The organism is Chitinophaga niabensis (genome assembly GCF_039545795.1).
Taxonomy (GTDB): Bacteria; Bacteroidota; Bacteroidia; order Chitinophagales; family Chitinophagaceae; genus Chitinophaga; species Chitinophaga niabensis_B.
Window position 1 is genome coordinate 5,375,840 of sequence record NZ_CP154260.1, and the last position, 19,626, is coordinate 5,395,465.

Annotated in this window: 18 protein-coding genes; 9 read left to right on the top strand and 9 right to left on the bottom strand. The window is 46.0% G+C overall.

What is annotated here, in order from left to right:
- Positions 1-18: 18 nt before the first annotated feature.
- From AAHN97_RS21270 to AAHN97_RS21280, 3 genes are all read right to left on the bottom strand, one after another.
- Positions 19-3,318, bottom strand: coding sequence for a SusC/RagA family TonB-linked outer membrane protein (locus AAHN97_RS21270; RefSeq protein WP_343304103.1), 3,300 nt, complete (start codon positions 3,316-3,318; stop codon positions 19-21).
- A gap of 239 nt (positions 3,319-3,557) precedes the next feature.
- Positions 3,558-4,679 (bottom strand): FecR family protein, encoded by a 1,122-nt coding sequence (locus AAHN97_RS21275; RefSeq protein WP_343304104.1) that lies wholly within the window; start codon positions 4,677-4,679, stop codon positions 3,558-3,560.
- 68 nt (positions 4,680-4,747) lie between these two features.
- Positions 4,748-5,341 carry an RNA polymerase sigma factor gene (locus AAHN97_RS21280; protein WP_343304105.1) on the bottom strand — a complete coding sequence of 198 codons (594 nt, stop codon included), beginning with the start codon at positions 5,339-5,341 and terminating at the stop codon, positions 4,748-4,750.
- Between the two features lie 55 nt (positions 5,342-5,396).
- Between AAHN97_RS21280 and AAHN97_RS21285 the strand changes: the two genes are divergently transcribed.
- Positions 5,397-5,753, top strand: coding sequence for a DUF488 domain-containing protein (locus AAHN97_RS21285; RefSeq protein WP_343304106.1), 357 nt, complete (start codon positions 5,397-5,399; stop codon positions 5,751-5,753).
- Here AAHN97_RS21285 and AAHN97_RS21290 read toward each other — a convergent pair.
- Positions 5,736-6,281, bottom strand: coding sequence for a Crp/Fnr family transcriptional regulator (locus AAHN97_RS21290; protein ID WP_343304107.1), 546 nt, complete (start codon positions 6,279-6,281; stop codon positions 5,736-5,738). The genes AAHN97_RS21285 and AAHN97_RS21290 overlap by 18 nt on opposite strands.
- A gap of 55 nt (positions 6,282-6,336) precedes the next feature.
- Between AAHN97_RS21290 and AAHN97_RS21295 the strand changes: the two genes are divergently transcribed.
- Positions 6,337-7,320 carry an NAD-dependent epimerase/dehydratase family protein gene (locus AAHN97_RS21295; RefSeq protein WP_343304108.1) on the top strand — a complete coding sequence of 328 codons (984 nt, stop codon included), beginning with the start codon at positions 6,337-6,339 and terminating at the stop codon, positions 7,318-7,320.
- 5 nt (positions 7,321-7,325) lie between these two features.
- On the opposite strand, the gene AAHN97_RS21300 is transcribed toward AAHN97_RS21295, so the two are convergent.
- Complete coding sequence (locus AAHN97_RS21300) at positions 7,326-7,664, bottom strand: winged helix-turn-helix transcriptional regulator (RefSeq protein ID WP_343304109.1); 339 nt, start codon at positions 7,662-7,664, stop codon at positions 7,326-7,328.
- 65 nt (positions 7,665-7,729) lie between these two features.
- On the opposite strand from AAHN97_RS21300, the gene AAHN97_RS21305 reads away from it, so the two are divergent.
- Positions 7,730-8,548, top strand: coding sequence for an SDR family oxidoreductase (locus AAHN97_RS21305; RefSeq protein WP_343304110.1), 819 nt, complete (start codon positions 7,730-7,732; stop codon positions 8,546-8,548).
- Between the two features lie 43 nt (positions 8,549-8,591).
- Here the strand turns inward: AAHN97_RS21305 and AAHN97_RS21310 are convergent, their stop codons facing one another.
- The 3 genes from AAHN97_RS21310 to AAHN97_RS21320 form a co-directional block, all read right to left on the bottom strand.
- Entirely contained in the window at positions 8,592-9,566 is a 975-nt protein-coding gene (locus AAHN97_RS21310) for a 3-keto-disaccharide hydrolase (protein ID WP_343304111.1), read from the bottom strand.
- A gap of 84 nt (positions 9,567-9,650) precedes the next feature.
- Positions 9,651-10,418 (bottom strand): alpha/beta hydrolase, encoded by a 768-nt coding sequence (locus tag AAHN97_RS21315; RefSeq protein ID WP_343304112.1) that lies wholly within the window; start codon positions 10,416-10,418, stop codon positions 9,651-9,653.
- A gap of 96 nt (positions 10,419-10,514) precedes the next feature.
- Positions 10,515-11,366 carry a helix-turn-helix domain-containing protein gene (locus tag AAHN97_RS21320; protein ID WP_343304113.1) on the bottom strand — a complete coding sequence of 284 codons (852 nt, stop codon included), beginning with the start codon at positions 11,364-11,366 and terminating at the stop codon, positions 10,515-10,517.
- A gap of 138 nt (positions 11,367-11,504) precedes the next feature.
- Here AAHN97_RS21320 and AAHN97_RS21325 point away from each other — a divergent pair, with 138 nt between their 5' ends.
- Genes AAHN97_RS21325 through AAHN97_RS21335 form a run of 3 tightly spaced genes read left to right on the top strand, consistent with a single transcriptional unit; the run spans position 11,505 to position 17,228 of the window.
- On the top strand, positions 11,505-13,259 hold the full coding sequence (locus AAHN97_RS21325) for an ABC transporter ATP-binding protein (RefSeq protein ID WP_343304114.1): 1,755 nt from the start codon (positions 11,505-11,507) through the stop codon (positions 13,257-13,259).
- Positions 13,201-15,006 carry an ABC transporter ATP-binding protein gene (locus tag AAHN97_RS21330; protein WP_343304115.1) on the top strand — a complete coding sequence of 602 codons (1,806 nt, stop codon included), beginning with the start codon at positions 13,201-13,203 and terminating at the stop codon, positions 15,004-15,006. The genes AAHN97_RS21325 and AAHN97_RS21330 overlap by 59 nt, the downstream gene beginning before the upstream one ends.
- Positions 15,007-15,056: 50 nt before the next feature.
- On the top strand, positions 15,057-17,228 hold the full coding sequence (locus tag AAHN97_RS21335; RefSeq protein ID WP_343304116.1) for a prolyl oligopeptidase family serine peptidase: 2,172 nt from the start codon (positions 15,057-15,059) through the stop codon (positions 17,226-17,228).
- Here the strand turns inward: AAHN97_RS21335 and AAHN97_RS21340 are convergent.
- Positions 17,197-17,976, bottom strand: coding sequence for a helix-turn-helix transcriptional regulator (locus tag AAHN97_RS21340; protein WP_343304117.1), 780 nt, complete (start codon positions 17,974-17,976; stop codon positions 17,197-17,199). The genes AAHN97_RS21335 and AAHN97_RS21340 overlap by 32 nt on opposite strands.
- Positions 17,977-18,239: 263 nt before the next feature.
- Here AAHN97_RS21340 and AAHN97_RS21345 point away from each other — a divergent pair, with 263 nt between their 5' ends.
- Genes AAHN97_RS21345 through AAHN97_RS21355 form a run of 3 tightly spaced genes read left to right on the top strand, consistent with a single transcriptional unit; the run spans position 18,240 to position 19,623 of the window.
- Positions 18,240-18,779, top strand: coding sequence for a cupin domain-containing protein (locus AAHN97_RS21345; protein WP_343304118.1), 540 nt, complete (start codon positions 18,240-18,242; stop codon positions 18,777-18,779).
- Positions 18,780-18,791: 12 nt separating this feature from the next.
- Positions 18,792-19,271 carry a DUF1772 domain-containing protein gene (locus tag AAHN97_RS21350; protein WP_343304119.1) on the top strand — a complete coding sequence of 160 codons (480 nt, stop codon included), beginning with the start codon at positions 18,792-18,794 and terminating at the stop codon, positions 19,269-19,271.
- Between the two features lie 4 nt (positions 19,272-19,275).
- Positions 19,276-19,623 carry a hypothetical protein gene (locus tag AAHN97_RS21355; RefSeq protein WP_343304120.1) on the top strand — a complete coding sequence of 116 codons (348 nt, stop codon included), beginning with the start codon at positions 19,276-19,278 and terminating at the stop codon, positions 19,621-19,623.
- The last annotated feature ends 3 nt before the right edge of the window (positions 19,624-19,626 follow it).

Here is a 19,626-nt window from a genome sequence, read left to right on the forward strand (position 1 = left end):
TTTTTTCAATTGATCAGTTTAAATATTCACTTGTATACCTGCCGTGATGGTACGTAATGGCGGCAGCTTGAACATGAAGGCCGTTTCCGGATCGCTGTCCTTGTTCCTGGTGAAAGTGAACAGGTTCTGTGCATGTACATATACCCGCACGCTGTTCATTTTGATCTTCTTCAACCAACTGCCGGGAAGATCATAGGATAGGGATAATGTCTTTAATCTCAGATAGGAAGCATCCGAATAGGTAGCATCGGAGGTACTGACAGCAGTCGATCCCGTCAATCCATTCGTAGGGGTTGTAACGTTTGTTGTAAACTTCTGGTAAGGTGTTATATCACCAGGTTTCTGCCAGCGGTTCAGTGCGATATAGGGCACATTTTGTAAACCACCGACCGGTATAGGAATGAAGCCGGATGAAGCAAGAGAAGCCAGCCAGTTCCTGCCCTTCTGGCTGCTGAATTGCAGGAAAACACCCAGTTGAAAACCTTTATAGCTGAAATTATTCTGCATGCCGCCGTAAAACTTCGGATCTGTATTAAAGAGTGGTTGCAGATCACCACCTACCGCCGATACCTGGTAGGTACCGTTTTTATTCAGGTCTTCCACCACATACAACCCTGTTTGGGGATCTACGCCAAGGTTCTTGCTAACAAAAACCAGGTTTAGTGGTTGCCCTATAATATATTTGGAGGCATAACTGGTTTGGCTCAGGTTAGGGAAACGCAGTAATTTATTCTTAGGAACAGAGAAATTAAAGTTGGTGGTCCAGTTGAAATCTTTGCTGCGAATGTTGGTAGTATTCAGTGAAAACTCCCATCCCTTGTTTTCCAGTAACACACCTGCAAGGTTAGCGGTGATGCTGGTAAAACCAGTAGTGAGGGGCAAAGGATAATCTACCAACGGATCACTGGAATGGTTACGGTACCATGCTCCTGTGAATAAGATACGATCTTGCAGGAAACCCAATTCCAGTGCAAATTCCAGCTTCAGGTTCTTTTCCCAGTGAAGGTCCGGTTTAAACAGGCTGGTAGGCGTAAAGGCGGCAGAATCCTTGTAAGTAGGATAGAATGCATTAGCGGTATAAGAATCGATGTATTTATATTCGCCGATCTTGTCATTCCCTGTTATGCCATAACTACCTCTCAATTTACCATAGCTGATCGCAGGAAATGTTTTCATGAAATCTTCATTACTAAAGAGCCATGCGGCCCCTACTGCACCAAAGTTAGAGAAACGGAAATCCGGTCCAAAACGACTGGAACCATCTCTTCTTCCGGAAAAATTCACTAAGTACTTATTACTGTAATTATACGTAAGCCGTCCAAAGAATGCCTGGTATTTATATTCATTCAGCACACTGCTTGGATTGACAAACGCCGTAGCAGGGATCCCTATCAATGAGCCCAGGAATTCATCGCTTGTATATCCGTTGATCCCGAAGCTGTATCCATTATTACGCTGGCTTTGAAAAGTTGCACCACCCAATACATTCAATGAACCTTTACCGATGTATGTATTATAATCGATCTGCGGTTCTACGATCCAGCTTTTAAAATTATTGTTACCGAACCTGGCCCTGCCCAAGTCCGCCGAATTAGGATTTATCGCCGTCTTAGGCGTGATAGCCAGTTCATCCACTTTTACCTGGTTATAACCAATGTTACTTCGGATGTACAATCCTTTCAGGATATTATAGGACAGGTTGACGTTGGCATTCAGGTTATCTGTTTTCGCTGTGTATTTTGATAACATATAGGCAAGCGGGTTATCTGAGGCAACACCTTTTTCATTCCACATCAAACCACCCAGTGAATCATAGATCTGAAAATTCGGCGGAAGCACCAGTTTGCTTGCCAAGTCTGTAGAAGTAGAAGTATTAAGTGCAGACGTGAAATTACCACTGACAACAGCTGTGAATTTCTGATCTGCAGAGCGGGAGGTGATATTGAAATTAGCGGAGGCCCTGGAATTGGGGAATGTTCCGGGATAGACATCTGTTTCCCTGAAATATCCTCCACCCACTAGGAATTGAACAAGATTATTCCCTCCGGATAATGTTCCCTGGATATTTGTCATGGTTGCCGTGCCGCCGATCAATTGTTTCGCCAGGTTATTATCACGCGTGGTATCCCAGAGCAACAGATCATATGCATTAGCAGTGGTCATGGCCTTGTTATCATTCCTGAAGGCTTCTTTCCGCATAGCTACATAATCTTTTGTACTCAGCAGGTCCGGCAATTTCACACGGCTGCCACCTGTTTCTGCTCTGAGATTAAAACGGGTAGCCCCTGCTTTGGCCCTCCTGGTGGTGATCATGATCACTCCATTTGCACCACGGCTGCCATAGATCGCGGTAGCGTCTGCATCTTTCAGCACTTCAATACTTTCTATGTCAGCCATGTTTATGCTATAAAAAGGACTGAGACCTACAGTGGCGCTGCTGCCATTAATGGCTGAGCTCAACAGGCTTATTTTATTATTACCAGTGGCCATAGGCACACCATCAATAATAAACAATGGTTCATCCGAAGCACCATTGTTTTGATCAATCTGCGTACGGCCACGGATCTGTACTTTGAAAGCAGAACCTGCCACACCGGTGTTTTGTGTGATCACCAGACCTGGTACCCGTCCTGCCAATGCAGCCAGCGGATCAGACACAGGTGCTTCATTCAGGTCTTTACCAGATACTTTATCAATATTACCTGTGTTCAATCTTTTGGAGGTAGTACCATAAGCCTGTACCACAGCTTCATCCAATTTGCTAACGTATTTTTCCAGCACGATCCGCAGCGTTCTGGAGGTTGGAACAATCACTTCTTTCGATTGAAATCCGATGAAAGTGATCACGAGAGTTTCTCCTACATTGGCTGTGATCGTGAATTTTCCACTGCCATCACTGGCAGTTCCGTTATTTGTTCCTTTTACTTTAATAAAGGCTCCCGGCAGGTAGATCCCATCTGTACCCATCACAATCCCTGTCACTTCTACCGGAGCAGGAGCTACTTCTTTTACTGCAGGTTGGTCCAACTCGCTGATGATCACATTTCCGTTTTTGATGGACCATGCGAGTTTACTGTTCTTAAGTGCCTCTATCAGGAAGAGCTTCAGGGGAAGGTTCTTAGCAGATACGGAAATTGGTGCTACTGCTTTCACAGCTTCCATATCGTAAAACACCAGGTAACCTGTTTGTCTTTTTATTTCTGAGAAAACCTGCGCCAGCGGCAGGTCCTGGCCAGACAAAGTAATGGTCTGCGCTGTGCCTTTATTAGCAGACACCTGCAGGCAGAAAACGATAAGGAAGAAAGCGGTCAAACGCATTATTCGCAGTGTTTTAATCAGGAAACTATGGCTATCACTCGTTTCCATGGTTGATTTTGGTCCTACACGCCGCGGCATAGGATGGCCTTTACAAAGCACATTAATTTGCATACTTTCGTACTGTTGAATGGTTGATTAATAAACAGTCTTACCCAGACTTTTTCTATTCTATTGACCAGACGACCTGCCGCTCCGGTTGCACCCGGGGCGGTTCTTTTTCTGGTAAATTCCTTTGGTTGTTATCGCATTACGACCAGCTTGTTTCCTTCTTCAATCTTCACGTTTACTTTCATTACCTGCATTACTTCCACGATATCAGAGAGGTATAGGCTGCGTGACAGCTCCCCTCCAAAGATCCTGCGTGGTATGGCTCCTTTATATACTACGTCTACATTGTACCAGCGCGAAAGCTGGCGCATTACTTCCGCCAGGTCTTTCCCTTCAAAATGGAAAACCCCGTTCTTCCAGGCGATCACCTGTGTTCTTTCCATTGTGCTGAGGTCTCTCACGGTGATACCGCTTGCCTGCTGACCTGGCTTCAGTATTACTTTTTCCATGCCCTGCGTTACTTCCACTTTACCCTCCAGCAGGCTGGTTTGGATATATTCCTCATCCTGGTAGGCATTCACATTGAAGTGTGTGCCCAGTACTTTCACTTCTGTATTGTTGTAGAGCCTTACCTTAAAAGGTTTAGCGGCATCTTTACTCACTTCGAAATAGGCCTCGCCGGTTACTTCCACGCTTCTTTCGTTTCCTGTAAAAACAGTGGGGAAACGGATGGAAGAAGCGGCATTCAGCCATACAACAGAATTATCCGGCAGTGTGATCTTAAACTGCCCTCCTTTTGGTGTGGAGAGTGTATTGTATATTGGTTCCAGTTCTTCTTTTGCATTGTATACCAACTCCCCTCCCTGTTGGCTGATAGCGGTTTTTCCCTGTAGCAGTACCTGGCTGCCTGTACTATCCAGCGCTACCTGGGAACCATCGGCCAATGTAAGGATGGCTTTATTGGTGCCCGGTGCCACATCCATCTTTGCCGTTTGCACAGGTTGCTGTTTTTCGGGTAACAGGAAATACACAGCACTGCCGGCTATCAGCAAAATAGCAGCGGCGGCAGTCCACCAGCGCATAAATCTTTTAACGGGAACAGTTGGTTTGATCTGTTGATAGATCTCTTCTGCGTCTGCCGGCTCCAGTGTAACGTCCACAGTATGTTTGGCCATCAGGTCATCCAGCAGGGTATCATTTGGTTCGCCGGGAATGGCGTTCCTTAGGGCCTCCATTAATTCCTCCCGCTCTTGCGGCGTGCAGGTTTTATCATAAAAACGTCCGAGCAGATAATCCCATCTTTCGTTTTGCATATTATTCAGGCCTGTTTACTGTATTGACAAACGGAAAGGAAAGAAGGGGTAGTGGGGAAGAAAAAAATTCAGCGGTAAAATTTCAGGAGGCAAATGGCCAGCAAGCCGATAGGGCCGCCATGTTCCTGTAAATAGTCTTTTACACCGCGAACGGCTGCCATCATGTGTTTTTTCACGGTTTCCCTGGAGATCTGCAGCTGTTCAGCGATATCCTCATGTTTAAGACCTTTCATGCGGCCCAGCCTGTAAACCTTTTGCTGCTGGCCGGGGAGATGGTCAATGGCACGATGCAGCAAGATTTCCAACTCTTTCGCCAGAGCAGCTTCTTCCGTAGAATTGCGTTCGTTGCCGGCGGGGAACAGATCACGGAGCAGGCTTTCCTCATGGGCTTTGCGTTTCATGCCGTTCAATACGAGGTTGCGGGTCATGCGGTTGAGGTAAGCAGGGAGGTTTTCTATAGCGTGAAGGGATTCCCGGTTGACCCAGATCTTTACAAATACATCCTGTACCACATCTTTGGCAATGGAATCTGATTCGGTCATGCGTAATGCGAAGGAGTACACGAATGGGTGATAATGGTCAAACAGCTCACGAAAAACTGATCCATCACCCCTGGAGAGTTTTATCAGCCATTCCCGCTCTATGTCCGTTTGTTCATGCATGCTTGGTACCCGGGGCTAAAAGTAATAACTAAATATCGTAACTTAAACAGTACTTATGCAGCCAGACATTAAAATAAAACGCATCTATGAAGAACCGTCAAAAACAGATGGCTTCAGGATATTGGTGGACAGGCTATGGCCCCGCGGTTTTACAAAAGAAAAAGCGGCTATAGACGAATGGGCAAAAGACCTCGCACCTTCTAACCCTTTAAGAACATGGTTCCATCACAGTGCCGGCTCCTGGACGGATTTTGAGAAAAAGTACCTGGCGGAGTTGAAGCAGAATACAGTAGTGGGGGATTTCCTCGAACGGCATAAGGATAAAAAGAAGATCACTTTGATCTTTGCCACGAAGGATCTTGAACATAACCATGCCCTGGTTTTGCAGCAGTATTTAACCGGGCTCTTTTAACAACCTGTTCAGACTTCTAACCGAAATGCCCATATACCCCGCCAGGTCCTGTTTTGTGAAAGTGATCTTTTGTGCATCCAGCATAGCCAATAACTGAGGGAGTATTTCAGACAAAGCATACAATTGCTGCCGCGCACTCTTAATAGATGAATTGGCTACGCGGGTGGCCAGGAGTTCCAGTATAGCTTTGTTAAAATCAGGCATGCTTTGAATACAATGCATGAACTCCGCATGGCTCATGATATGAACAGTGAGTGGTGTAACGGCTTCTACTGAACAGATGGTTTTCTGCTTTCTGATGGCTTCTATTTCACCCAGTACTTCTCCTTCACCTAAAAATTCAAGGATATAATCTTTATCGTTCTCCTCTGTAATAAAGCATTTGGCGATGCCTGTCCTGATGATGTACACCTGGGTTAACTGTTCATCCTGGTGAATGAACCGCTGCCCCGCATTGATATTACGCAAGGTGGTTTTACCTTCCATCGCTTCTGTTAGCTGAAGTAGCTGCAGATTTTTCCTGATCATACGTAAATGGGACAAATGTCCTAAAATTCCCCTGAAACGTGGTTAATTTTGCCCTATGAAAGTTTTAGTCACCGGAAGTGCGGGACATTTGGGCGAAGCCCTCGTCCGCACATTAAGAGATCTGCAATACGAAGTAGTGAGTATGGATATATTGCCTTCTCCATTCACCACACATGTTGGTTCCATTGTTGATCCTGCTTTTGTAAAACATTGCATGAAAGGTGTACAAACCGTATTTCATGCAGCTACTTTACATAAACCCCATGTTGGTACCCATAGCAGACAGGATTTCATCGATACGAATATAACAGGTACACTCAACCTGCTGGAAGCATCCGTTACAGCAGGCGTACAACGTTTTATCTTTACCAGCACCACCAGCGTTTTTGGTGATGCACTTGTGCCTCCTGCCGGAGATCCTGCAGCATGGATAACGGAAGCGGTTACACCTGTTCCCAAAAATATCTATGGTGTAACGAAAGCAGCGGCAGAAGACCTTTGCCAGTTATTCCACAGGAACCAGGGGCTGGCCTGTATTGTGCTGAGAACATCGCGGTTCTTTCCGGAAGAAGATGATCATAAAGATGCACGGGATACTTACGCGGATGAAAACCTCAAAGCCAATGAATACCTCTCCCGCCGTGTGGATGTTGAAGATGCAGTGAGTGCACACCTGGTGGCAGCAGAATGTGCGCAGCAGATCGGTTTCGGAAAATATATCATCAGTGCCACAACACCTTTTTTACCGGAACACCTGGCAGCATTACGAACAGATGCCCCGGAAGTATTGGCCCGTTTGTTCCCTGATTATGCAGCAGTATATGCTCAATATGGCTGGAAGTTTTTCCCGGGAATCGACAGGGTATATGTGAATGACAAAGCGAGGAATGAACTGGGCTGGCAGCCGAAGTATGATTTCAGGCAAATACTGGAACAGTTAAAAGCAGGTGAAGGAGTAAGAAGCCCCCTGGCAAAGATCATCGGGGCAAAAGGATACCATGCGGAAGGGTTTTCCGAGGGGCCTTATCCAGTGCGATAGCAATATTATTTCCCCCTGGCCATAATATGTTTCCTGTGTTGCTTTCCCCAGCTGATCATTTCGAGGATGATGGACCCGAATGAGCGGCAATAATCGGTGGATTCATACTTTACGGGGATATCCGCATCCCTGTCTTCCGTACGCTTCACGAGATTATTCAACTCCATTTCTTTCAGCTCACGGGATAACATACGGGTACTGATGCCCGGAATGCTCCTTTCAATTTCCCTGAAACGATGATTACCATTGCAGATGGAATTGATGATAAGCAATCTCCATTTGCCACCTAATACATGCATGGTGTCCTGCAATGCCTGCACTTCTTCCTGCTGATCTCTCTTCATAATAACCTGGTATACTCTGTTATACCGGTAACAAAGTTATACCATTCCGCTCATAACTTTGCTGCATGAATAAGACAATTTTTATCACAGGAACCAGCTCCGGGCTGGGGAAAGCGAGCGCAAAATACTTTGCTGAAGCAGGCTGGAATGTGGCAGCCACTATGCGCACACCGGAAAAAGAAACAGCACTCACCCAATACGCCAATATCAGGATCTTCAAGCTGGACGTTACAGACCTGGCACAGGTAAAAACAGCTACAGAACAGGCCATTGCAGCGTTTGGGCGGATCGATGTGGTATTGAACAATGCAGGCATGGGAACTTATGGTGCATTGGAACTGGCCAGGGAGGAGGATATCGACTGGCAATTTGCTGTGAATACCCGCGGCCCAATAAATATCATCCGTTCTTTCTTACCTCACTTCCGTAATAACGGCGGCGGCATGTTCATCAACGTAAGTTCATTTATGGGCATCACTACCGCAGTTCCCTTAGGCTCATTGTATAATATGTCCAAATTTGCACTGGAAGGCTTAACGGAAGGGTTGTACTATGAACTGAAGCCCTTAAACATTGACCTCCGGCTGATTGAACAGGGTGGTATGACGGAAACTAATTTCGGAGATAGTGTGAGATGGAATACTAACCCGGATATAACTGTTTATGATCAGCAGACGGCGAAACTAAAAGACCTGTTTGCCCACGCGGATGACAGTTTGAAAGATAACACGCTGGACATTGTAAAAGTGATCGCGGGTTTGGCTAACCGGGAAAGTGATCAGTTCAGAACGGTGATAGGTGCTACGGGTAATGGACTAATGGCTTTGCGGAATTCCCTGCCCATTGAAGCATATCTTGAGAAGATGGCGGTCAACTGGGGTTAAAACAAAAAGGGCATTCAGTATGCTGAATGCCCTTTTGCTATAATTATTTAGCAGGTGTGATCACTATCTTTCTGAATTCAATAGGGCCATGGTCCCCCTGTATGTAGATCGGGCCTGGTTCTCCTTCGTTGCTATCCAATGCTCCACCTGTAATACCGGGGATCTCCTGGTTGCTGATAACGGTTTTGCCATTCACCACAATCGTTACCATCCGGCCAATGAGGGTGATATCATAACTTTGCCATTTGTCAGGACCAAGTGCTGCAATTTCACTGGGTGCCAGGAAACCGTATACGCCACTGAACAATACGCTGGCAGGATGTGCATCAGCAGGACTGTCTTCTATCTGCACCTCGTAACGACCTCTTAAATAAACACCACTGTTGCTTCCCTTCTGATACCTGAACTCCACATGCAATTTAAAGTCGGTAAAGGTTTGCTCAGAGATCAGGTTAGCGCCTGAACGAGGACTGGTCAGCACACCGTTCTTTACTTCCCACTGATTCTTACCTAATGCCTTCCAGCCTGCGAGGTCTTTTCCATTGAATAAGTTGATGGCTTTGCCCCAAACCGGTGCGGCCGTTCTTTTCAGATAGGGTGCCTTCACGCCTTTCCAGTTGTATTTCTTTCCTTCGCTGGTAGTAAGGGTACCTTCGATGCCTGCGCCGGTCAATGCGCCTTCGATCACAAAATCCTGGTTACCGCCTTCCCATTGTGGCGGGATGGAGAAACTGAACTTACCATTATCAAAATTCACTTTCGCTACCGGACGGGCACTTCCGGAAACGCCTACAAAATAACCCACCAGGGTACGGTTGCCGGAAAGTTTTACTTCCAGCCAGGAGGGAGCTGGTTTTCCATCCTGATCAATTGTAATATCCCAACGTCCGATGAGGTCTTTGGAATCTGCCGGGTTTTGTGCTGTAACAGATACCGATCTGCCCTCTGCCAGTACTGACGCTGCTGAACCCAGGAGGGTGAAGCAACTCATGCTCAATACAAGGATTTCTTTACGCATATGAACTCTATTTAATTATCAATGTTGCCCCTTTGGCAAGGAGCAACAAGATAATATTTTTGCGGGAAGAATGTGGCAATGAATTTACTTGCTATTGGTGGCGGCTTCTATCACTACTTTCGCCACTGCGGCTGGTTGGGAGAGGAATACCACATGGCTGCCCTTTACCTCTGTTATTTTTGTATTGGACCTTTTGTACATGTTCCGCTGGATCTCAGGGACGATGCTTTTATCTTCTGTAGCCACTATACCATAGCTGGGTTTGTCTTTCCAGGCAGCTTTGGTAACAGGGGTGATAAAACCTTTTGCATGAAAAGCACCCTGGGAGGCATACATAAAATCAGCGTCTGCTTTAGGAATGTCTGCACAAAAACCTGCATGGTATTTAGCTTTGTCGTAGTAAACGATGCCTTTATCATCCGGAGGCAGTACACCATTTTCAGGAGCGGGTGGAGCTGTCTGCAACCATTGTACGGTTGTTTCTCCACTATCAGGTTGAACAGCGGCTACGTAAACAAGGGCTGCTACTTTTGGATGGTTGCCGGCCTGGGTAATTACCGTACCGCCCCATGAATGGCCAACCAGGATTGCAGGTCCGTCCTGCTTATCCAAGGCCAGGTGTGTTGCGGCCACATCATCTTCGAGGGAACTCAATGGATTCTGTACGATGGTTACGTTGTACCCTTTTTTGGTGAGTATGTTATAGAGGGGTTTCCAACCGGAGCCGTCTGCAAAGGCTCCATGAACCAATACTACATTTTTTACGGCTTGTGCTTTAGTGATAGTTGCAGAAGCAAGAATAGAGAATAAGATAGCCAGGGTGGCGAAGATGCCGTTTTTTAACTTTTTCATTTCTTTGGTAGCTGATGTTTTTATGCTGCATCAACAGTACAAAGGTGCATCGGGAAAGGGTCCCGAAAAATGTGGATACTTCCCGGAGTATTGTAATTATTTCCCGTCCCCGTCTTTATTCCTGAATTCAAGGGGGGATAAAGAAGTATGTTTCCTGAAAAAGTTGCTGAAATAGGCCGGATCTTCAAATCCCAGCTCGTAGGTGATCTGCTTCACGGATTTTTTGGTATAGTATAATAAGCGTTTAGCTTCTATGATGATCCTGCCCTGGATCACCTGCAAGGGGGTCTGCTGATTGTACAGGGCAAAAACATTAGCTAATGTTTTGGGAGACTTATTCAAACATTGGGCGTAGTAATTCACGGAGTGTTCTGAACGGAAACTCCCCTCCACCAGTAAGTTAAACTTCCGGAACAGGTCCAGCCGCTCGTCATGTAACCTGGGGTCCGGGATATGTTCTGATCTTGCCCATTTGGTGATCATGATGATCAGTCTTTTTAGCAGCACCATCAGCATTTCACCCTGTATATTATCTTTCGTTCTTAATTCTTCTTTGAAAATATCCAGCAACAACTGCATTTTATACTGCGCCTCTTCATCCAGGTGTATAAACAGCGGATTGGCCATGCCGAATAAAAACCCTACGCAGCTGACCTCTGCGTCATGGTCAACGATGCAATAGAATTCGCGGTTAAACTGCCAGGCTACAACATCTGCCGCCCGTTCAAAGTAAAACGACTGATCGAACATCAGCGGCATGATGGTGTGGGACCTAAAATCGTGTGCTTCCCCATCGATGGTAACGGTTTGTTTTTCGCCGCAATTCCAGGCTATGGTGAAATACTTCTTCGGCCGGTCGCGCGTATAAAAAAGGCGGTCAAAATCCTGTTCATCTGTCAGCAACAGGAGGTCACCACCGGTTTTTGGGTCAGTAATGGCTAGTTTCATGGGGGTTAAAGATAAGAATTACTAACGGGACTGGTAAAATGACCAGTCCTGTACGTCATTTTGCCGCCTTTTTCCGTAAAAATTCACGAACTTTAGACCCATTTTTTCTCCCCTTCGTCCATGCAACCGTCCAATCAAATGAAAAAAGCTAACGGAAAAGACCATGCCCGCAAAAAGCCTCCCGGGCTGATGGGGCTTGTGAAGCCATATAAAAAGCTGATCACCCTCCTTATTGTATTGGCCATCCTCAGCAATGGTTTGAACCTCGTGATCCCAAAGATCATTTCTCATGGTATAGATGCCATAGAAAAAGGGCAGCTCACGCTGAAAACGATCATCATTCAATTCTCCCTGACGGGGATCTCCGTTTTCATCTTTGCCTGGCTGCAAAGCCTGGTGCAAACCTATGCTTCAGAGAAGGTGGCCAGGGATCTGCGTGCGAGACTGAGTGAACGGATCTCCCGTCAGAGTTATGCCTACATACAGGAAACCAATCCTTCCCGTTTGCTCACGAACTTCACGGCAGATATAGATTCCATCAAGATGTTTGTATCGATGGCCATTGTGTCCATCGCTTCTTCCTTGTTCATTATCATTGGTGCCGCTATATTGCTGTTTACAATAGACTGGCCACTGGCATTGGTTGTACTGATGATCATTCCCATGATCGGCACGGCTTTTTACCTGATCCTGAAAAAAGTAAGGGGCCTGTATATGAAAGGCCGCGAAGCAATAGACTGGCTGAACAAGGTGATCACAGAAAGTATACTGGGTGCAGCACTTATAAGAGTGCTGAATGCGCAACAGCCGGAATACGACAAATTCATGGTAGCAAGCAAGGATGCCCGAAACATAGGGCTTTCCATTATGCGCCTGTTTTCTCTGCTAATACCGGTGATCTGGTTTTCGGCGAGTATGGCTACGCTGTCCATCCTGGCGCTGGGTGGTCATTTTGTGATCACGGGCACTATGAGCCTGGGTGACCTGGCTGCATTTAATGGTTATTTATCCATGCTCATTTTCCCGATCATCTTAATTGGTTTCATGAGCAATGTGATTGCGCAGGCCGGTGCTTCTTATCAACGCATACAAAGTATACTATCTACACCAGACCCTGTTGAACCGGGTACACTTACAGATACACTCAAAGGAGATATTGCACTGGAGAACATTTCTCTTCAATATGGGCAAAAGTTTGTACTGAAAGATGTTTCCTTTTCCATCAAGGCCGGATCCAGGACAGCGATCATTGGTCCTACCGCTGCCGGTAAAACGCAATTGCTCTACCTGCTCACCAACCTGGTGAAACCCGGTTCCGGCAGGATCACTTATGATGGCAGGGATATCAACGAATACCAGAAAGAAACATTACATCAGCAGGTAGGACTGGTGTTCCAGGACAGCATCATTTTCAATATCAGCCTGCGGGAGAATATCGCGTTTAATGAAAACGTTACGGAAGAAGCGATGGATAAGGCCATTGAAACAGCTGCACTGAAAAACTTTGTGTTATCCCTTCCGGAACAATTGAACGCAATTGTTTCTGAACGGGGCACGAGTCTTTCCGGTGGACAGAAGCAACGTATTATGCTGGCACGTGCACTGGCCATCCAACCGAAAATATTATTGCTGGACGATTTCACGGCCAGGGTAGATAAAAACACAGAACAGCAGATCCTGGAAAACGTAACACGTAATTATCCGGGGATCACGCTGCTCTCTGTTACACAAAAGATCGCGGATGTAGAGCAATATGATCAGATCATATTACTGATGGAAGGAGAGCTGGTGGCTAAAGGCACACATCCCGAACTGATGCAAACCTGCCCTGAATATGTGCAGATCTATCAATCACAACGCAGTACAAGCCATTATGAATTACAACCTGAATAAACCGGGGAACGACCCTTCGAAGAAAACCAAGTCCTGGGCAGCGTTGAAAAAACTTTACCAGTTCCTGGGTGCGGAGCAGAAAAACCTGTTGCGTGCATTCCTGGCTGTGATGCTGAGTACCGCCCTAAACCTTGCGGGGCCAATACTGGCAGGTTATACGATAGACCATTACATTCAGCACAAACAATACTCCGGGGTATTGATGATCTGTGGCATTTTACTGGTAATGTATCTCATCGCGTTTGGTGCCAATTATCTGCAAGGGAGGTTGATGGGTAGTATTGGTCAGCGTATGTTATACAACCTGCGCAATGCCGTTTTTGGGAAATTACAGGAATTACCGGTGGCTTTCTTTAACCAGAATAAAACAGGTGATCTCATTTCCCGCATCAATAACGACACGGAAAAAGTGAACCAATTCTTCTCACAGTCATTGATCCAGTTTTCCAGCAGCATTTTTATGATGGTAGGTGCAGGTATCTTCCTGTTGACCATCAACTTCCGTTTAGGTGCGGCCTCTTTAGTGCCGGCATTGCTGCTGTTGGTTTTTACCCGGCTGATCTCTCCCTGGGTAAGACGCAGGAACGCGGATAACATGAAAAGCACCGGCGGCCTGAGTTCCGAGATCCAGGAAAGCCTGAATAACTTTAAAGTGATCATTGCTTTCAACCGCCGGGATTATTTCAGGAAACGATTTGAGGAAGCGAATACTAAGAACTATAAGACAGCCATCGGTGCAGGTTTGGCTAACAATATCTTTATGCCGGTGTTTGGCTTGTCTGCCCATATCGCGCAAATGACGGTACTGGGCTATGGTATTTATATGATATCAGCAGGTGATTTCACCGTGGGTTTACTGATCAGCTTCCTCGCTTACGTGACCAATTTCTACAACCCTATCCGGCAGCTGGCGGCTTTATGGGCAAACTTCCAGGTAGCATTAGCGGGCTGGGACAGGATAGCAGAAATACTCTCTATGGAATCCAACCTGGAAACACTGCCTGCTTCGAAGAGCATTTCCGGCAACGGTGCTGTACTAACTTTCCAGGATGTATATTTTGCTTACCCGGATGGGAAGGCCGTACTGCATCATGTAAATCTTCAACTGGAACGCGGTAAAACTTATGCATTCGTAGGGCCTACCGGTGGTGGTAAAACTACTACAGCCTCCTTAATGGCCAGGTTATATGATCCAACAAAGGGCACTGTATTACTTCATGGGAAAGACCTCCGTACCTATGAACCTTCAGAACGAAGCGCCAAAATAGGTTTCATTCTGCAGGAGCCTTTTCTCTTCAGTGGCACCATCCGCGATAATATCCTTTATGGTAATGAACAGTATAAAGATCATTCCAATGAACAATTGATTGCTGTATTAGGAGAAGCCAACCTGGACAGCCTGTTGTCCCGTTTTGAAAATGGACTGGAAACACCTGTACTGGCCAGTGGCGATGCCATCAGTCTTGGGCAGAAACAACTGATTGTTTTTATCCGTGCCATCTTACGGAAACCAGAGTTACTGATACTGGACGAAGCCACTGCCAATATTGATACCGTAACGGAACAACTACTGGAAAGCATCCTAAAGAACCTGCCTGCCGAAACTACCCGTGTGATCATTGCTCACCGGTTAAATACAATCGAAAATGCAGATGAGATCTATTTTGTGAATGCCGGTGAAGTACAACGGGCAGGGTCTCTTGATCATGCCGTGAATATGCTGCTGCATGAAAAGCGGGAAAGCTGATGGTACTAATCTACTATTGATCACGCTTTGTACCCATAGTAGTTTTGGGTATGAAAAAGTTTTTTATTGTAATAGCCTGGGTACTTCCCTGCATTGTTGTTAGTGCCCAATACAAATACCCCCCTACCAAACAGGTAGCAGTAACTGATAATTATTTCGGTACAAAGATCGCAGATCCTTATCGCTGGATAGAAGACATGGACCATGCGGAAACACAGCAATGGTTTAAAGCACAAGGTGCGCTCACGCATCAATGGCTGGACAGTATAACAGGAAGAGCTGCGCTGCGGGAAGAGATACTGCAATTGTACAACCTGTCCAGACCCGGCAGGTTAAGCAGCAATGTAGAGATCTATGAAAGGGGCAACCGCTTCTTTTACAAAAAGGAAAGTCCGGAGTCACCCGTACCTGTGATCTGCTATCGCGAGGGACGAAATGGAACTGAAAAACTCCTGGTTAATCCGAGCACCTTCTCTATGGGTAAAAGTATAGAGGTGACGTTTTTCCTTCCATCGGATGATGGTAAGAAACTGGCCTTCGGTTTATGTGAGAATGGAAAAGAGCTATCCGCGATCCGCATCATTGAAGTGGAAACGCAACAACTCTTTCCCGAAGTACTGTATCCATCCTGGTTCGGCATATCCCGCTGGACGGATGATAATAAGGGGTTCCTCTACACCAGGAATATGAACGACAATGTGAATGACAGTAATATGCTGCTCCACACAAAAGTGTTCTATCATACAGTAGGAACAGATGAAAGCAGGGACCGGGAGATCTTCTCAAAAACCACAGCTCCGGGTATAGACCTTGAGCCACGGGATATATTATGGGTAGATATCTCGGATGACAACAAATATATGATCGCTTACGCAGCCTCTGTGCTGAATGAATTCAAATCATTCATTGCACCTGTATCCGAGATGTTTACATCCCGGATCCCATGGAAACCTGTTACAAAAATTGAAGACGGCATTAAAAGTATTCACCTCAAAGGAGATCAGATCTTTTTCCTATCTCATCAGAACGCAGGTAATTTCAGGGTATTACAAACAAGTGTTACAGCACCTGACGTGCATCATGCAAAAGTGATCATACCGGAAAGTACGCAACTGCTGGAAAGGGTAAGTATGAGTAAAGATCATCTGCTGCTCACTTATTCGGATGGTGTAAGCAATACTTTACAGCGATATGATATATCCAGTGGAAAACTATCCGCTATCCCACTTCCTTTAAAAGGCACCATCAATGTAACATTGACCAATTCATTTAAGAACGATGGTATCATAGAGATATCTTCCTGGGTTATGCCTCCCACCAAATTTGACATGGATGCATCGGGCCATTTGAGCAGGAGCCGTTTTGAAACAGGTGCTGTTATTCCCGGCAGTGAAGATATTATAGTGGAAGAAGTAAACGCTAAAGGGCATGATGGCGTGATGATACCACTCTCCATATTTTACAGGAAGGATGTAAAGAAAGATGGTAGGGCTCCCTGCCTGATCAGCGGATATGGAAGTTATGGCATCAGCACACATCCTTTCTTTCATCCCGGTTTTGTGGCCATGGTAAATAAAGGTATGGTTGTAGCGATCGCGCATGTGCGGGGTGGCGGAGAAAAAGGGAATGCCTGGCGGCAGGGAGGATATAAAAAGACCAAACCCAATACCTGGAAAGACCTTATTTCCTGCGCAGAATATCTTGTTACCAATAAATATACGTCTCCCAAAAGAATGGCTGCACATGGGGCAAGTGCCGGCGGCATTACAGTCGGGCGTGCAATTACAGAGCGGCCGGACCTTTTTGCAGCTGGTATCAGTGAAGTAGGATTGAATAATATGTTGCGTGCGGAACTGGCTCCCAATGGACCTAACAATGCACGGGAATTTGGCACCGTTAAAGACAGTACGGAATACCTGGGGCTCCTGGAGATGGACAGCTACCATCATGTAAAAAAAGGAGTAGCTTATCCAGCTATCCTTACTACAGTGGGTATGAATGATCCACGGGTGGCAGCCTGGGAAACGGCTAAGTTTGCTGCAGCGTTGCAACAATCATCCACATCCGGTAAACCAGTGTTGCTGTCTGTTAATTACAGAGCCGGACATCGTACGGATGATAAAGTGATTGCTGCGGAAAGATATACGGATGTCATTGCATTTGCCTTGTGGCAATGCGGGCATCCGGATTTCAAGTTGAAGGGAAGCCCTGGGCATCCATAACAGCAGATCTGTTGAGGAGCTCAATGGCATTGTTCACCTGGAATTTCTGAAACAGTTTCTGCCGCATATTGCGCACGGTGTTGTGGCTGATGCCCAGTATACCTGCGATCTCTTTGGTAGAAAATCCCTGTTTCATCAGCGGCAACAGTTCATGCTCTCTTGGAGAAAGCTGGCTGGTTGCTTCTGCAGATGCACTGTATCCGCTCATCCTTTTTCCTTCTTTATAACAGGTCATTTTAACGCCTGTAAAAGGTGTTTCATGGCTGATATCACGGAGCAGCATATAATAAAGGTTCAAATTATCCCTGATGCGAAGCATGGCTTTTTCATCGTGCAGATGGATATATCTGCCATCCGTGTGCCGCATCCGGTAGTTAAATACGAAACGAAGTTTATGGCGTTCTTCCGGGTCTTCCTCCTGGTATATTTCACTTACCACCTGGAGTCCTTTGCTATAATCTTCGATATCTGCGTGGTGCATGCGGCCGAAATAAGCCTCTACCTGCAAAGCGTTTGCCAGCGATGCGGTGTCAACGCCAAGCAGTTCGCTGGCATTATCACTTACATAGAAAAAGCCCTGGTGCATAAATCTGCAGGTACAGATCACCCAGCTGGGAAAGATCTTCTGTAGATTCTGAAGGGTATGCATGATCTCTTCATGAATATCTTCCTGCTCCAAACGGGCAGGGCTTGTTACGTATGCAATAATGTTGTTTGTTCTCCTTGCGAGAGAAATGGGGGTGTGCATGGGGTTCGCGGTTGAAATTTATAAACAAGTAGGTCCTTTCCGGTAAAAACAAAGCTATTCCCATTGTTTTTCCCCCGCAATCCCCAAACCTGGGGATATGGGGATGGTATAAATATACCATTGCCCGGGGCTTGTTCCACTGGTAATTTTGTGCATGGAAGGTTAGGTATAGAAAACCATTCCTGCACGGCAGACGGCGTAAAGGTTTAACAGGGCGCTGTCTGCCCGCGGGTTTGGTTCACCCCAAAAAATAAACGAAAACTATGCAACGAACGATCATTAACCCCATTTATAAGGACACCGTCACGTTCCTTAAAACATCTGCAGAAACCGGCCATAAATTCTCACTGGGAGAACTGACACTATTGCCCGGAGGTGGCAATCCGCCACATTATCATTCGGCATTTACAGAAACGTTCACTGCCGTAAAAGGCATCCTGGGATTGCGCCTGCGCCATGAAGAGATCTACCTGAAGCCGGGAGAAGAATACACGGTGCCCATTGGAGAAGTACACAACTTTTTTAATCCGGGCACTGAGGAGATCACTTTTCATGTAAAGTTCACACCCGGGCATGAAGGAATGGAGCATGCATTACGCATTGCTTATGGATTGGCAACAGATGGCCTGACCGACAAAAAGGGCATGCCCAAAAGCCTGATAGCAGCTGCTTTGATCATGGATATGGGCAACTCTTATCCTACCGGTTTCTTTTCTGTACTAAGGCCCCTGCTTTCCTTTCTGGCAAAAAAAGCAAAGCAGAAAGGGGTTGACAAAGCATTGATCCTTAAATACTGTAAATAAAACCCCCAAATAATGAATAGTAAATGGATTGAGTTAAGCCTCAGCATCACCATCTTTTTATCCGGTCTTTCCGGCGGTATTGGATTTTTTACGGCCATGGGAGGTAATCCGGCTATGGTGAAACTAAGCGCCCGCAGCTTTGTGGAATACTGGCAACAGATAGACAATTTCATGGGCGCAAGGATGCCTGTATTCGGCCCGCTCCTTTTAAGTTCCCTTATGATCAGCACCATCCTGCTGTTTAAGGAATGGCGCTCTCCTTCCTTCTGGCTGATGCTGTCTGCCTGTTTTGTTGCCATAGCAGACATCGTATTCACCCTCAATGTAAATCATCCACTTAACAGGCTTATACAAAGCTGGGATCTGAATAACCTGCCCGCTAATGTGCAGCAGATAAAGATGAAAGTGATCCAGGCTTTTAACATCAGGCTTCTGCTGATGATAGGCACTTTTGTGCTGGTGGTATTATCTGTATGGTCAAGAAAAAAATAAACATATGAAAACAGTACTGATTGCGCTCGTAACCCTATTGTTCATAGGGGAAAACAATTTAACAGGAAGATGGGAATCTGTTCCCGCTCCAAATGGAAATGTAACCGGTGTGGTCTTTAAAACAGACAACTCTTTTGAAGGTTATATCAACAAGAAACCTTTCGTTACCGGCAAATATACGCTGGAAGGTGACGTACTCACTTTTACGGATAATGGCTGTAATGGTGCGAAGGGAGTATATAAACTCAACTTCTTCAGCGGAACTGATTCCCTGCGGTTCCAGCCTGTGGATGATACCTGCAGCAGAAGAAAAGCAGGCATGAGCAGGCTGGTTATGGGAAGGGTAAAATAATTC

Bases quoted from the DNA above. Each gene is read 5' to 3' on its own strand.
- AAHN97_RS21320 (WP_343304113.1), bottom strand. From the start codon at position 11,366: ATGAAACTAGCCATTACTGACCCAAAAACCGGTGGTGACCTCCTGTTG.
- AAHN97_RS21330 (WP_343304115.1), top strand. From the start codon at position 13,201: ATGTGCAGATCTATCAATCACAACGCAGTACAAGCCATTATGAATTAC.
- AAHN97_RS21285 (WP_343304106.1), top strand. From the start codon at position 5,397: ATGCAGCCAGACATTAAAATAAAACGCATCTATGAAGAACCGTCAAAA.
- AAHN97_RS21280 (WP_343304105.1), bottom strand. From the start codon at position 5,341: ATGCATGAACAAACGGACATAGAGCGGGAATGGCTGATAAAACTCTCC.
- AAHN97_RS21350 (WP_343304119.1), top strand. From the start codon at position 18,792: ATGAATAGTAAATGGATTGAGTTAAGCCTCAGCATCACCATCTTTTTA.
- AAHN97_RS21325 (WP_343304114.1), top strand. From the start codon at position 11,505: ATGAAAAAAGCTAACGGAAAAGACCATGCCCGCAAAAAGCCTCCCGGG.
- AAHN97_RS21355 (WP_343304120.1), top strand. From the start codon at position 19,276: ATGAAAACAGTACTGATTGCGCTCGTAACCCTATTGTTCATAGGGGAA.
- AAHN97_RS21300 (WP_343304109.1), bottom strand. From the start codon at position 7,664: ATGAAGAGAGATCAGCAGGAAGAAGTGCAGGCATTGCAGGACACCATG.
- AAHN97_RS21340 (WP_343304117.1), bottom strand. From the start codon at position 17,976: ATGCACACCCCCATTTCTCTCGCAAGGAGAACAAACAACATTATTGCA.
- AAHN97_RS21310 (WP_343304111.1), bottom strand. From the start codon at position 9,566: ATGCGTAAAGAAATCCTTGTATTGAGCATGAGTTGCTTCACCCTCCTG.
- AAHN97_RS21295 (WP_343304108.1), top strand. From the start codon at position 6,337: ATGAAAGTTTTAGTCACCGGAAGTGCGGGACATTTGGGCGAAGCCCTC.
- AAHN97_RS21270 (WP_343304103.1), bottom strand. From the start codon at position 3,318: ATGCGTTTGACCGCTTTCTTCCTTATCGTTTTCTGCCTGCAGGTGTCT.
- AAHN97_RS21290 (WP_343304107.1), bottom strand. From the start codon at position 6,281: ATGATCAGGAAAAATCTGCAGCTACTTCAGCTAACAGAAGCGATGGAA.
- AAHN97_RS21335 (WP_343304116.1), top strand. From the start codon at position 15,057: ATGAAAAAGTTTTTTATTGTAATAGCCTGGGTACTTCCCTGCATTGTT.
- AAHN97_RS21275 (WP_343304104.1), bottom strand. From the start codon at position 4,679: ATGCAAAACGAAAGATGGGATTATCTGCTCGGACGTTTTTATGATAAA.
- AAHN97_RS21315 (WP_343304112.1), bottom strand. From the start codon at position 10,418: ATGAAAAAGTTAAAAAACGGCATCTTCGCCACCCTGGCTATCTTATTC.
- AAHN97_RS21305 (WP_343304110.1), top strand. From the start codon at position 7,730: ATGAATAAGACAATTTTTATCACAGGAACCAGCTCCGGGCTGGGGAAA.
- AAHN97_RS21345 (WP_343304118.1), top strand. From the start codon at position 18,240: ATGCAACGAACGATCATTAACCCCATTTATAAGGACACCGTCACGTTC.